Genomic DNA, 12,985 nt, shown 5'->3' on the forward strand with positions numbered 1-12,985 from the left:
AAAACTGCTCTTTTTACGCCTTTTTTACCTCATTTTGCTCCTACCTGCCTATTTGGGCTACTTTTCAATTCTTGAGCTGTGGGGTATGTTGCCGGCACCTTTTTGCTGCGTTAAGGACACAATGCCGATGGTAATAAATAACGGATTCAGCCTAGCGGTTTGAACACTTGATAACCAGGTTGAAGTTTTTGAATGTAGAACGATTACAGGTCAAAACTATCCCCGAGTTTTCCAGTGTTTTTCCTAAGCTATTTCGTAAACATGATCTTCCTATTATCGGTATAACGTACCCCAACATTGAGTTGTGGAGCAAAAAGAGAGATACAATAATTAAAGGAGAACTCAGATGAGCACGTCTGCTTCACAAGCACAGCAACCCCCAAAGAAACCGTTATTCACCCGATTTTTGGATAGCGTTGAATATTTAGGCAATTTATTACCACACCCCATCACTTTATTTGCCATTTTTTGTATAGCAATTTTAGTGATGTCCGGCATTGCAGGGTATTTTGATGTATCGGTGATTGACCCTCGCCCAGAAGGTGCTCCCGGTCGTAGCGCAGATGGCGTAATTCAAGTAGTTAGTTTATTAAATGGCGATGGCTTACGCTTAATCGTGACTAATTTAGTGACGAATTTTACGGGATTTGCCCCATTAGGCACAGTGCTAGTGGCGATGCTTGGTGTGGCCATTGCAGAACACTCTGGCATGTTGTCAGCAGCCATGCGTGGCTTAGTTATGAATGCTTCGCAACGTATGGTGACAATTACCGTTGTATTCGCCGGTATTATTTCTAATACGGCGTCAGAGCTTGGCTACGTGGTACTTATCCCTCTTGCTGCTATGTTGTTCCACTCTTTAGGTCGCCATCCATTAGCGGGTTTAGCTGCCGCCTTTGCCGGTGTGTCAGGTGGTTACTCGGCTAACCTTCTCATCGGTACGGTTGATCCATTGCTTTCGGGTATTACAGAAACAGCGGCCCAGATGATCGATCCTACTTATTCAGTAGGCCCTGAATCAAACTGGTACTTTATGTTTGTTTCCACTTTCTTTATTTCCATCACTGGTGCATTTGTAACGGAAAAAATTGTTGAGCCAAAGCTGGGTAAATACAATGCAGAGCAGGCAGGGGAAGATTTATCGAATGACAGCATGGGGGCACTTAAGGCCGAAGAAAAACGGGCTTTGAAGTTCGCAGGTTTTGCTGTAGTGGCGGTGAGTGCCATGCTAGCGTTGACCGTTGTTCCTGAGTGGGGTCCGTTGCGCCACCCAGAAACAGGGCTTGTCGCCGGCTCCCCGTTTTTGAAAAGTATTGTCGCTTTTATCTTTATTTTCTTTGCGATTCCCGGCTTTGTGTATGGTCGAGTCGTTGGCACTATGAAAACAGATCGTGATGTTATTGATGCCATGGCGAAGTCCATGTCTTCGATGGGGTTGTACATCGTATTGGTCTTTTTTGCAGCTCAGTTTGTGGCGTTCTTTTCTTGGACTAATTTTGGTCAAGTATTTGCTGTAGCGGGCGCGGACTTTTTACAAACGATTGGTCTTACCGGACCTATGCTGTTCTTTGCCTTTATCGTTATGTGTGGCTTCATTAACTTGATGATTGGCTCGGCTTCAGCGCAGTGGGCAGTGACGGCACCTATTTTTGTGCCTATGTTGATGCTGGTGGGGTACGCTCCTGAGACGATTCAAGCCGCGTATCGTATTGGTGATTCTACCACCAATATTATTACGCCAATGATGAGTTATTTTGGTTTGATTCTAGCGGTAGCGACTCGCTACATGAAGAACTTAGGTATAGGTACATTGGTTGCGACCATGCTTCCGTACTCGATCTGCTTCTTGTTTGGTTGGTCACTACTGTTTTATATGTGGGTATTTGTGTTTGGATTACCTGTAGGTCCAGGAGCTGCAACCTTTTACACCCCATAAATAAATTAAGCGCGTAGAAATGAAAAATGGTCAGCAATTGCTGACCATTTTTACAGGAGTTTTGCAAAGCGCGACTGCCAACATTCCATATTGATTCCTTGTCACGTCAATGCCCAAGTAGCATAAACCACTGTGGGTATATCTGTATGGATTGCAAGATTAGATTTGATTACTGATATTAAACAAGTGGCAATGAGGCGCAGGGAAGGTGTCACGATGACAACGGCAGAGATGAAAAAAGCGCTATTGAACACAATAGCGCTTTTTGTTTGTGCGCCGAGCATGGTGTCAACCTAGGAGGTGAAAGTCCTCTACGTGCCTTGTCGAGCAGGAAGCGTTAGCCTATGCAAGGGTGTCCATCGTGAGGTGGAATCTGAAGGAAGCAAATGGCAAAACATAGCTTTGACGAACAGAAATCTGATAGTAGGCATAATCAACTTGGGTAACCTAGCAATATATAGATTAGCCCGAAGTCTCGAACAGAAGTGTGATTATGTAAATCAGGCAGAGCTATGGGAAAGGGTGGCATCTTACCTCGGGAGGTCTTGTCAATTGTCTGAGAGACTAGGCTAGCAGTGATGCTAGACGAAGATTGATAAGAAGTCAGCAGAGGGCATAGTACCCACAGTGTGGGGAAGGCCTGAACCAAGGTATTAAGCCTACAGTTCACAGATTCTCAGTGTGTATGGAGTCTCAGTCAAAGTAGAAACCCTACAACTACGTTAGGAATGATGGTGAAGTCGGAAACGGATCTGTCACTAGCGAAGAGAGACAAGCCACATTGGCGTTGAAGTTAAATAGTAGATTTAAGCTAACGGAAGTTAGCCTACCTTGGAACCGCCGTATGCGACCCACGCTTGTACGGTGGTGTGAGAGGACGGAGGCCGTGAGGCCTCCTCCTACTCGATTTAGTGTGACTAGCTTGTCATTAAAGGGGGATTACCAGCCTTTAACTACGCCGTCGTTAAAGATTTTAGCCGCGCCTTGGTATACCGCTTCTGTTTGGTAAGCTTTCACAAAGTTTTGTACGTTTTGGTCGTTAACATTTTCTTTACGAGCAACGATTAGGTTTACATATGGAGACTCTTTACCTTCAACAAACAGTCCGTCACGTTGTGGTGCAAGGTTGATGGAGCTAGCGAATGTAGTGTTGATGATAGACAACGCCATATCGTCAAGAGAACGAGTAAGCTGTGCAGCATCTAGCTCAACAATTTTGATTTTCTTAGGGTTAGCTGTGATATCACGAACTGTTGCTAGAAGACCTGCGTCATCTTTTAGGGTAATTAAACCTTGTTGTTGAAGAAGAAGCAGTGAGCGACCTAGGTTAGTAGGGTCATTAGGCACGGCAATGCGATCACCTTCTTTAAGCTCATCAAGAGATTTGATTTTCTTAGAGTAACCAGCGATAGGGTAAACAAATGTATTACCCGCAATGGCTAATTTGTAGCCACGATCTTTAATTTGTTGATCAAGGTATGGTTTGTGTTGGAATGCATTTACATCGACAGAGCCATCATCAAGAGCAGCGTTTGGCGTAACATAATCGGTAAAAGTAATTAGCTCAACATCAAGGTTGTATTTTTCTTTAGCCACTTTTGCCGCAATTTCTGCTACTTGAGTTTCAGCCCCAGCAATAACGCCAACTTTAATGGTATTTTGATTTGTTTCTTTGTCTCCGCAACCACTTAGGATAAGTGCTGATGCCGTTACCGCAACTGTGAAAATGTGCTTTAGATTAAATTTCATTTTTATCTCCGTATAACAATAAGTGTCTTATCTGTGGTCGAATTTTTTCACCAGTGCATCACCCACTGATTGAATAATTTGTACTAAAACGATGAGCATGACAATGGTGACGGCCATGATGACAACATCGTAGCGATAAAAGCCATAGCGAATGGCCACATCGCCTAAACCACCGCCACCCACAGTACCTGCCATTGCAGAGTAACTGACCAAGGTAACTAGGGTAATAGTGACCGAGTTGATGATTGTCGGTAGTGCTTCGGGTAATAGTACTTTTTTAATAATTTGTAATGGTGTTGCGCCCATTGATTGAGCCGCTTCTACTAAGCCACTAGGTACTTCCAATAATGCCCCTTCCACTAAACGGGCGACGAATGGAATAGCACCAATGGTGAGAGGCACAATAGCCGCAGTCGTACCGATAAAGGTGCCGATGAGCAATTTGGTAAATGGAATGATAGCGACCATTAACACAATGAAAGGCACACTTCGACCAATGTTAACAATGGCACCAAGAATAGAGTTTAATTTGGGATTTTCTAATAGTCCGCCACGTTTAGTGGTATGCAATATCACCCCAAGAGGGATACCAACGGCAAAGCCAACGATGCCTGAAAACGCAACCATGTACAGGGTTTGCCATGTTGCCTTGAGCAGCAGGGCATTATTTGTATCAAACCAGTCAACTAATACATCATAAGACATAGCCTAGGACCTCTACTTTAATTTTTTGATCTTTAAGATATTGCATTGCCGAATCATAAGACGCCTCGTCACCGAATACTTCAGCAACCATCATGCCGAACTTAACGCCACCGGCGTAATCAAGATCGGAGCTTAAGATTGAAATATCAATATTGAATTTACGAGCAATTTGACTAATTACAGGTGCATTGACGCTGGCTCCGGTAAATTCCAATCGAACTAGGGCATAACTGCCTTCGCTTCGTTCTGGTTGCAAACGTAACTCATAATCTTCTGGGATAGACAGATCTAATGTAGAGCGAATAAATTGGTGAGCCAACTCTGTTTTAGGGTGCGCAAAAATCTCACCAACAGTGCCTTTTTCTACCAACTTGCCGTCACCAATAATCGCCACTTCATGACAGATGTTTTTTACTACATCCATTTCGTGAGTAATGATCAAAATAGTAATGCCTAGCTTACGGTTGATGGTTTTGAGCAAGCCTAGAATCGATTGTGTGGTGGCAGGGTCAAGAGCACTGGTGGCTTCATCACACAGTAATACTTTAGGATCGCTAGATAAGGCGCGAGCAATAGCCACACGTTGTTTTTGTCCACCACTCAAATTAGATGGGTAAGTATCGCTCTTATCAGTAAGGCCAACTAAGCCTAATAGCTCGGTGACTTTTTTAGCGATGTACTCTTTGCTTTTACCTGCAAGCTCTAAAGGAAGTGCGATATTATCAAAAACGGTGCGTGATGAAAGCAGGTTAAAGTGTTGAAAAATCATGCCTATGTTACGACGAGCTTCGGACAGCTCAGTTTTAGACAGTTTAGTGAGATCTATGCCATCGACAATCACTTCACCACTGCTTGGCGCTTCGAGCATGTTAACACAGCGAATAAGAGTGCTTTTACCTGCACCAGAAGAACCAATCACACCAAAGATATTACCTTTGGCGATGGTTAGGTTGATATCTTTTAAGGCATTAATAGGGGTAGAGCCTTGGTAGAATATCTTGTTAACTTGCTTAATCTCTATCATCAAAAAGCCTGCTTGATTAGGGAGAGGGTTGTAAACTAGCGTCGATGCTAGATATTTCACTGGCTCAAGTCAATAGATATTTTTACGTCTAGACGTCTAAAAGTAAAACCTAGGTGCGATAGACAGGAAAGCGTGCGATAATTGTTCGCATATTAAGGAAGCTAAACAGAGTAATTTACCGTGTCTAAACCCGCTGTTTTTTTGGATCGTGATGGTGTCATTAATGTGGATCATGGCTATGTGCATGACGAGCATGATTTTGAGTACATACCAGGAGTGTTTGAAGCTAGCAAAAAGCTACAACACATGGGCTACATGTTGGTGTTAGTCACCAATCAGTCAGGTATTGCTCGAGGTAAGTTTAGTGAAGAACGATTTGAGTCTCTAACCCAATGGATGGACTGGAATTTCTCTGATCATGGCGTTGAGCTTGACGGAATTTATTATTGTCCTCACCACCCAGAGCACGGTATTGGAGAATATAAGCAAGAGTGTGATTGTCGTAAGCCGAAACCCGGTATGTTTATATCTGCTCGAGATTTTCTGAAAATAGATATGAAAAACTCCGTTATGGTGGGTGATAAAGCAGAAGATCTGATGGCAGCAGAAGCGGCTGGAGTGGGGACTAAAATATTAGTGCGCACTGGCAAGCCGGTTACAGACAAAGGCGAAGACTTGGCTACCGTTGTGCTAGATAGTATTGCTGAAGTACCGTCTTATCTTGAGGCGAATTAGTCTCAATAGTTTCAACAACGGCTATTGCCACAATATGGAGGCAGTAGCCTTCCATGTTGTGGCACTGATAAGCGGATTATTTGTAGTGAACGGTATAGCGTGTCGGTTTATGGTTCATCCATAATATTAGGTTAATAAAGACCGCCCCTAAGATAGACCAAGCAATAAGAGACAAAGAGATAAAATACAGCGAACACAGCAAAATAGTGGTATCAAACAGCAATTGCGTCTTGCCTACCGAAATTCCCAACTTATCTTGAATCACCAAACATAATACATTAGACCCCCCTAAACTGGCTCGATGTCGAAATAGCACAAGCAGCCCTAAACCAATAAATGTGCCTCCAGATATCGCCGAGAAAATGGGGTTAAGAAGTTCAAATTGCAACACATAATGTAGGTTGTCGGCCATTAAAGAGACCAAAGAGACACATATAATGCTATTGATCGTAAAGCGTTTACCTAGTCGAGACCATGCCAAAAAATAAAAAGGGATATTCACCAAAAAATACATAGTACCGAAGCTTAACGGGATAAACTGAGTAAACAGTAAGCCTAACCCTGCCGTGCCTCCCACAATCATTGATGATGATTTTAAAAAATAGAGACCAATGGCAACTAATAGCGTGCCGGTAAAGATAGCTGCGCAATCTTCAAGAAAACTGTGTTTGTTCATTGTATTAACCTTGTGAAAACAGCGGCAAATAGTATAAGAAAAGGGCCCGTTACCGAACTCTTTGCATAATATTCTCGTGAATGCCGTGTAATTTTTCATTTACACGCTGTAAATTTAAGCAATTTGGTTAAGAGAATGGCAGATAGCTCTTTCTTCTGTAGTCGATTTAAGCGAATATATCTATAGAAAACAGGGATAAAAAATTTGTTATACAAGTTTAATTCGGTAAAATGCTGCTATCATCGTGACGAAAACGTTTGCTTTTGGTCATTGTGTGGTTTTTTGCTATTTACAGTTTAATCTGAGTCAGGAGATACAGATGCTAAAGCGTGACATGAACATCGCTGATTATGATGCGGATCTATTTACCGCTATTCAAGAAGAAACAGTGCGCCAGGAAGAGCACATTGAGCTTATTGCTTCAGAAAACTACACTAGCCCACGTGTAATGGAAGCTCAGGGTTCTCAGTTAACGAATAAGTATGCAGAGGGTTACCCTGGCAAGCGTTACTATGGCGGTTGTGAGTTCGTTGATAAAGTGGAAACACTGGCTATCGAACGTGCTTGTAAATTGTTTGGTGCAGAATACGCGAACGTTCAGCCTCATTCAGGCTCTCAAGCTAACAACGCTGTTTACATGGCATTGCTTAATGCGGGCGATACAGTGCTAGGCATGAGCCTTGCTCATGGTGGTCACTTAACTCACGGCTCTCCAGTTAACTTCTCAGGTAAACTGTATAACATCATCCCTTACGGTATCGATGAAACAGGTCAAATTGACTACGAAGAAATGGAAGCATTGGCTGTAGAACATAAACCAAAAATGATTATTGGTGGATTCTCAGCGTACTCACAAGTGTGTGATTGGGCTCGTATGCGTGAAATCGCAGATAAAGTTGGCGCGTACTTCTTTGTAGACATGGCGCACGTTGCCGGTCTTATTGCCGCAGGTGTGTACCCAACCCCTGTTCCTCATGCGCACGTTGTAACTACAACAACTCACAAAACTCTTGCTGGCCCTCGTGGCGGTCTAATTCTTTCTAACGAAGGTGAAGATCTTTACAAGAAACTGAACTCAGCGGTCTTCCCTGGTGGCCAAGGTGGTCCTTTAATGCATGTTATCGCAGGTAAAGCGGTAGCCTTTAAAGAAGCACTAGAGCCAGAGTTTAAAGAATATCAAACTCGCGTTGTTGCCAATGCTAAAGCAATGGTTGCCGAATTCTTGTCTCGTGGCTACAACATTGTTTCAGGCTCAACTGAGAACCATTTGTTCCTTGTTGACCTAATCGACAAAAACATTACAGGTAAAGAAGCGGATGCTGCTTTAGGTTCTGCTAACATCACGGTTAATAAAAACTCAGTACCAAACGATCCACGTAGCCCATTTGTGACTTCAGGTATTCGTGTTGGTTCACCATCAATCACTCGTCGCGGTTTCACTGAAGACGATGCGAAAAACCTTGCTGGCTGGATGTGTGACATCTTAGACAACATGGGTGATGAGTCTGTGATTGAAGCAACCAAAGCGAAAGTACTAGAAATTTGTAACCGTAAACCTGTTTACGCGTAAGCGTTTTTAATACCGATAAATACAGAAGCGAACCGAAAGGTTCGCTTTTTTTATACATGTTAGGATTGTTCTAGAGACATCATAAACAGACGTGCATCTAACTCTAACTGATGATAACTCGGCTCCATATGGCAACAGAGTGAGTAAAAGGCTTTGTTGTGTTCCTTTTCTTTTAAGTGTGCCAGTTCATGTACGATCAGCATGCGCAGTAGAGGCTCAGGGGCATTTTTAAAGACACTGGCAATGCGGATTTCATTTTTAGACTTCACTTTATTACCCTGAACTCTATTTACATATGAGTGCAGGCCAAGGGCATGATTAATCAGGTGAATTTTGCTGTCATAGATAACCTTGCTCAATGGTGGCGACTTTTTTAAGAAGCGCTGTTTAATGGCCATAGTGTAATCAAACAGGGCTTTTTCACTTTTGATGGTGTGATTGTCTGGATAACGTTGTTTGAACCAAGCGGTAAAACGGCCTGACTCAACCAGTTGCCCTACCGGTGTGGTGATGTGCTCTGGGTAGCCTTGAATATATCGAAGAGAAGGATGCATATAGAGGCCAGTAGAAAGATTAGAAGCGCATGATTTTACCTAATTATTCATTTAAAAAACATAACATCTGTTTTTTTAAATATAAGATAGATAGCAAGGTCTAATCTTTCATACCACTCGCCGATTATGGGTTTTTATTGATGCTTAATTGCGTCCCTGATTTACAGCGGAAGGTGTAGTAGCGACGGCTTTCATTGAACTTAGATAACCCCTCACCAGAGCAGTAATCCACATTGATATCCCGCATTATTTCTAATGTTTCTTCGCTACTTAAAGCAAATTTTGAATCATCAGCACAAATAATTCGTACCTTACCATCATCGCTTACAGAGTAGAGAGAGACCTCGGTGTTACACAGTTCAAATGATGCATCTAAGTAATTGTCTTCTTGCGTGTTTTTATCAGCGCAGCCCAAAAGGAATAACACTGATAGGGTACATAATAGCCGTTGCATTTAAATGCTCTCCTTGGTAAATAACCTATATCCTATAAGCATAATTGGGATTACCGAGAAAGCAAAAAAGCACTCAAAATGAGTGCTTTATAATAAAATTGCTAAGCCAATATGAGTGAGAAGTTACTTCACTTCTTCCCCTTTAGCTTGTAGATCCGCATGGTATGAAGAGCGGACAAATGGGCCACAAGCGGCATGTGTAAAGCCTAGCTCAAGAGCAATCTCTTTGAGTTCATCAAACTCAGCGGGTGGCACATAACGTTCAACAGGCAAATGGTGACGACTTGGTGCAAGGTACTGGCCTAAAGTCAACATAGTGACACCATGGGCTCTTAAGTCTTTCAGTACTTCAACAATTTCTTCTTTTGTTTCACCTAAGCCCATCATCAGTCCTGATTTAGTCGGAACGTCGGGATGTTGCTGTTTGAATTTTTGCAGTAACTGTAATGACCACTTGTAGTTTGCACCAGGGCGCACACGACGATATAGGCGTGGTGCCGTTTCTAAGTTGTGGTTGAAAACATCGGGTGGATTAAGCTTTAACTCTTCAAGAGCTTTGTCCATGCGACCACGGAAGTCAGGTACAAGAGTCTCAATACGAATAGTTGGGTTTAGTTTGCGGATTTCTTCATTGCAATCAGCAAAGTGTTTAGCGCCACCATCACGCAGATCGTCACGGTCAACAGAGGTGATCACCACATATTTTAGCTTCATATCTTTGATCGTTTGCGCGAGCTTTTGTGGTTCATTGGCTTCTGGGGTCACAGGACGACCATGAGCAACATCACAGAAAGGGCAACGACGAGTACAAATAGCCCCTAAAATCATAAAGGTAGCAGTGCCATGGTTAAAACACTCAGCAAGGTTTGGGCATGATGCTTCTTCACACACAGAATTGAGATTGTTTTTACGCATTGCGGATTTGATGTCTTGAATGCGTTGACTGCTGGCCGGAAGCTTAATCTTCATCCATTCAGGTTTACGAAGTACTTCACTGCGTTCAACGGGAACGGATTTTGTCGGGATCAGTGCCATCTTATCAGCGTCACGATATTTGACGCCTTTTTCCATTTGAATTGGTTTACTCATCGCTTTCTGCCATTTCTATTACGTCGGTGTAATCAAGTAAATTCGTTAACTCTTTTACCAGAATACTTTGAATGTCTGTACGTTGTTCTTTGCTTGTGAAGTCAGCAACTTGAGCCATTTCCATGCCAGCATAACCGCACGGGTTAATGCGTAGGAAAGGGGTGAGATCCATATCGATATTAAGAGCCAGTCCGTGAAAAGAGCAGCCTTTGCGGATTCTCAGTCCGAGTGAGCAAATCTTTTTATCGCCAACATAAACCCCAGGGGCGTCGGAGCGTGCTGCTGAGTTGATATTCAGTTTGCTTAGGGTCTGAATCACAATATTTTCGATGTCGGTGACAAGCTCACGCACGCCTAAATGACGGCGACGTAAATTTAATAGGAAATACACCACCATTTGCCCAGGCCCATGGTAAGTCACTTGACCACCACGATCACTTTTCACCACGGGAATATCACCGGTATTGAGCAGGTGTTCTTCTTTACCTGCTTGACCTTGAGTAAATACTGGGTTGTGTTCAACAATCCACACTTGATCTGCGGTATGTTCATCTCGCTCATCGGTAAACTTGTGCATTCTTTGCCATATTGGCTCGTAGTCTTGACGGCCAAGATGATGAATTTCTAGTTTATTAACCAAGGATGATAGCGATGTATCGGCTTGTTTATTTAGGTCGCTGGGCAATTCGTCACTTCCATGAATCAACGATATCGATGTACGCACATTACTAGTAAGTGAATGTTATTTCTACTAGAAAAGGGCGAACTTAGTATATTTGTATTATAAAAGACAGCGCTAACATCAAGCATTACTTTAAGATCAATGGCTTAGATGTTAGCCCTTGTTTTATAAAGGGTTATAGCACAACTCGCACGATTTCAATATCGGAAAGCTCTTTATACAGCGTTTCGACTTGCTCTATAGAGGTTGCAGTAATAGTGACAGAAACGGCATTGTAGGTGCCTTTGCCACTTGGCTTGATGGATGGGCTGTAATTGCCAGGAGCATGACGTTGGATAACTTCCAGTATAAGATCTGGTAGCTCAGGTTTTGCGTATCCCATTACTTTGTAAGTGAATTGACACGGAAACTCTAACAAGTCTTTTAGCTTTGCCTGCTCTTGCATGGTGGCGACTCCAAGTGGAAATGATGAAAAAAGGGCCAGTTAAGGCGCGCATATTACTTTGAATGATGCAAAAACTCAATATGAGGTTGCTAGGATGGAATTTCAAGCGGGCAATAAAAAAGAAGCGACTCTAAAGCCGCTTCTTTTTAGTATTGGGTAAAGCGGTTTAGTTAAAACCAGCTATTAAAGAGCAATACAATGTAGTCGATAAGTCGGCTAAATAGGCCACCTTCATCCACATTCTCTAAAGAAAGTAATGGGTATTGAGCAATGTCTTTGCCATCGACTTGATAGAAGACACGGCCAACAACATCACCTTGTTTGATTGGCGCTTTCAGTTCTTTATCTAGCACAAAGCTTGCTTTTAGGTTTTTAGCAACGCCACGAGGAAGCGTCACATAAGTATCTTCAGCAAGACCCAGCTTAACTGTATCTTGGCTACCCATCCAAATTTTCTCTTCAGCAAACACTTCACCTTTTTTGTGTGGTGCTACTGTTTCAAAGAAACGGAAACCGTAGTTTAGAAGTTTCTTACTTTCAGCTTTACGAGCGTTTGAGCTCTTGGTGCCCATAACAACCGCGACAAGACGCATTTGACCTTCAGTACCAGATGCAACTAAGTTGTATCCTGCTGTACTTGTGTGGCCTGTTTTAATGCCATCAACGTTCATGCTTTTATCCCAAAGCAAGCCGTTACGGTTGTATTGAGTGATGCCGTTGTAAGTGAATTGTTTTTGAGCATAGAGAGCGTATTCGTCAGGAACATCACGAATAAGCGCTTGGCCTAATAGAGCCATGTCGTATGGTGTTGAATATAAGCCGTCGTTATCAAGGCCATGCACGTTAGCAAAGTGTGAGTTAGTCATCTTAAGAGACTTAGCCCAAGCGTTCATAAGATCAACGAAGGCATCTTCTGAACCTGCAACATGTTCTGCCATTGCCACACAAGCATCGTTACCTGATTGGATAATAATACCGTGGTTTAGCTTATCAACAGTAACCGTGGTACCCACTTCAATGAACATTTTAGAAGAGTCAGGGAAGTTTTTCGCCCAAGCGTTTTTGCTGACTACAACTTCATCATCTTTCGAAATGTTGCCACGTTTTAGCTCTTGACCGATGACGTAACTGGTCATCATTTTAGTTAAGCTTGCAGGGTGAAGTTTAGTGTTCATTTCTTTCTGAGCAAGGACTTTGCCAGAGTTGAAATCCATTAGTACATAACCTTTTGCTGCGATTTGTGGCGCATCAGGAAGTACATTTGGTGCGGCCTGTGAGGCAGCAGAGAACGCAACGGATGCAAGGGCACCAGTGACGGCTAAAGACTTAAGTGATTGGGTTATTTTTTTCATCTTGTTCGTGTCAT

General features: G+C 42.8%; 13 protein-coding genes. 3 read left to right on the top strand and 10 right to left on the bottom strand.

The genetic code is table 11. From position 1 onward, the window contains the following. Positions 1-346 precede the first annotated feature (346 nt). Positions 347-1,936, top strand: coding sequence for an AbgT family transporter (locus tag OCU56_RS03015; protein WP_261874098.1), 1,590 nt, complete (start codon positions 347-349; stop codon positions 1,934-1,936). Positions 1,937-2,875: 939 nt separating this feature from the next. Here OCU56_RS03015 and OCU56_RS03020 read toward each other — a convergent pair. From OCU56_RS03020 to metN, 3 genes are read right to left on the bottom strand one after another with little or no spacing between them, the layout of a single operon-like run. Continuing rightward, the gene (locus OCU56_RS03020) at positions 2,876-3,685 is read right to left on the bottom strand and encodes a MetQ/NlpA family lipoprotein (protein ID WP_261874099.1); all 810 of its coding nucleotides are present in this window, start codon (positions 3,683-3,685) and stop codon (positions 2,876-2,878) included. 27 nt (positions 3,686-3,712) lie between these two features. Beyond that, positions 3,713-4,390, bottom strand: a complete 678-nt coding sequence (locus tag OCU56_RS03025) for a methionine ABC transporter permease (RefSeq protein WP_261874100.1) — start codon at positions 4,388-4,390, stop codon at positions 3,713-3,715. After that, a complete protein-coding gene (gene metN, locus OCU56_RS03030) occupies positions 4,380-5,414 on the bottom strand; it encodes a methionine ABC transporter ATP-binding protein MetN (protein ID WP_261874101.1) in 1,035 nt (344 codons plus the stop codon). Before metN ends, OCU56_RS03025 begins: the two co-directional genes overlap by 11 nt. A 180-nt stretch (positions 5,415-5,594) precedes the next feature. Here metN and gmhB point away from each other — a divergent pair, with 180 nt between their 5' ends. Further along, complete coding sequence (gene gmhB, locus OCU56_RS03035; protein ID WP_261874102.1) at positions 5,595-6,149, top strand: D-glycero-beta-D-manno-heptose 1,7-bisphosphate 7-phosphatase; 555 nt, start codon at positions 5,595-5,597, stop codon at positions 6,147-6,149. A gap of 76 nt (positions 6,150-6,225) precedes the next feature. On the opposite strand, the gene OCU56_RS03040 is transcribed toward gmhB, so the two are convergent. Continuing rightward, on the bottom strand, positions 6,226-6,825 hold the full coding sequence (locus OCU56_RS03040) for a YitT family protein (RefSeq protein ID WP_261874103.1): 600 nt from the start codon (positions 6,823-6,825) through the stop codon (positions 6,226-6,228). 319 nt (positions 6,826-7,144) lie between these two features. Here OCU56_RS03040 and glyA point away from each other — a divergent pair, with 319 nt between their 5' ends. After that, positions 7,145-8,395 carry a serine hydroxymethyltransferase gene (gene glyA / locus OCU56_RS03045; RefSeq protein WP_261874104.1) on the top strand — a complete coding sequence of 417 codons (1,251 nt, stop codon included), beginning with the start codon at positions 7,145-7,147 and terminating at the stop codon, positions 8,393-8,395. Between the two features lie 59 nt (positions 8,396-8,454). Here the strand turns inward: glyA and OCU56_RS03050 are convergent, their stop codons facing one another. The 6 genes from OCU56_RS03050 to OCU56_RS03075 form a co-directional block, all read right to left on the bottom strand. Beyond that, positions 8,455-8,949 (bottom strand): M48 metallopeptidase family protein, encoded by a 495-nt coding sequence (locus OCU56_RS03050; RefSeq protein WP_261874105.1) that lies wholly within the window; start codon positions 8,947-8,949, stop codon positions 8,455-8,457. Between the two features lie 124 nt (positions 8,950-9,073). Further along, positions 9,074-9,403 (bottom strand): hypothetical protein, encoded by a 330-nt coding sequence (locus tag OCU56_RS03055; protein ID WP_261874106.1) that lies wholly within the window; start codon positions 9,401-9,403, stop codon positions 9,074-9,076. Positions 9,404-9,526: 123 nt separating this feature from the next. Next, a complete protein-coding gene (gene lipA, locus OCU56_RS03060) occupies positions 9,527-10,492 on the bottom strand; it encodes a lipoyl synthase (protein WP_261874107.1) in 966 nt (321 codons plus the stop codon). After that, a complete protein-coding gene (gene lipB, locus OCU56_RS03065) occupies positions 10,485-11,132 on the bottom strand; it encodes a lipoyl(octanoyl) transferase LipB (protein ID WP_261874762.1) in 648 nt (215 codons plus the stop codon). Before lipB ends, lipA begins: the two co-directional genes overlap by 8 nt. A gap of 217 nt (positions 11,133-11,349) precedes the next feature. After that, complete coding sequence (ybeD, locus tag OCU56_RS03070; RefSeq protein WP_261874108.1) at positions 11,350-11,619, bottom strand: DUF493 family protein YbeD; 270 nt, start codon at positions 11,617-11,619, stop codon at positions 11,350-11,352. Between the two features lie 170 nt (positions 11,620-11,789). After that, positions 11,790-12,971, bottom strand: a complete 1,182-nt coding sequence (locus OCU56_RS03075) for a serine hydrolase (RefSeq protein WP_261874109.1) — start codon at positions 12,969-12,971, stop codon at positions 11,790-11,792. Between the last annotated feature and the right edge of the window lie 14 nt (positions 12,972-12,985).

It is taken from the genome of Vibrio rarus, assembly GCF_024347075.1.
GTDB classification, from domain to species: Bacteria; Pseudomonadota; Gammaproteobacteria; order Enterobacterales; family Vibrionaceae; genus Vibrio; species Vibrio rarus.

Coding starts and splice junctions, on each gene's coding strand:
- OCU56_RS03040 (WP_261874103.1), bottom strand. CDS start 6,825: ATGAACAAACACAGTTTTCTTGAAGATTGCGCAGCTATCTTTACCGGC.
- metN (WP_261874101.1), bottom strand. CDS start 5,414: ATGATAGAGATTAAGCAAGTTAACAAGATATTCTACCAAGGCTCTACC.
- OCU56_RS03075 (WP_261874109.1), bottom strand. CDS start 12,971: ATGAAAAAAATAACCCAATCACTTAAGTCTTTAGCCGTCACTGGTGCC.
- OCU56_RS03025 (WP_261874100.1), bottom strand. CDS start 4,390: ATGTCTTATGATGTATTAGTTGACTGGTTTGATACAAATAATGCCCTG.
- ybeD (WP_261874108.1), bottom strand. CDS start 11,619: ATGCAAGAGCAGGCAAAGCTAAAAGACTTGTTAGAGTTTCCGTGTCAA.
- glyA (WP_261874104.1), top strand. CDS start 7,145: ATGCTAAAGCGTGACATGAACATCGCTGATTATGATGCGGATCTATTT.
- OCU56_RS03020 (WP_261874099.1), bottom strand. CDS start 3,685: ATGAAATTTAATCTAAAGCACATTTTCACAGTTGCGGTAACGGCATCA.
- lipA (WP_261874107.1), bottom strand. CDS start 10,492: ATGAGTAAACCAATTCAAATGGAAAAAGGCGTCAAATATCGTGACGCT.
- OCU56_RS03015 (WP_261874098.1), top strand. CDS start 347: ATGAGCACGTCTGCTTCACAAGCACAGCAACCCCCAAAGAAACCGTTA.
- OCU56_RS03055 (WP_261874106.1), bottom strand. CDS start 9,403: ATGCAACGGCTATTATGTACCCTATCAGTGTTATTCCTTTTGGGCTGC.
- OCU56_RS03050 (WP_261874105.1), bottom strand. CDS start 8,949: ATGCATCCTTCTCTTCGATATATTCAAGGCTACCCAGAGCACATCACC.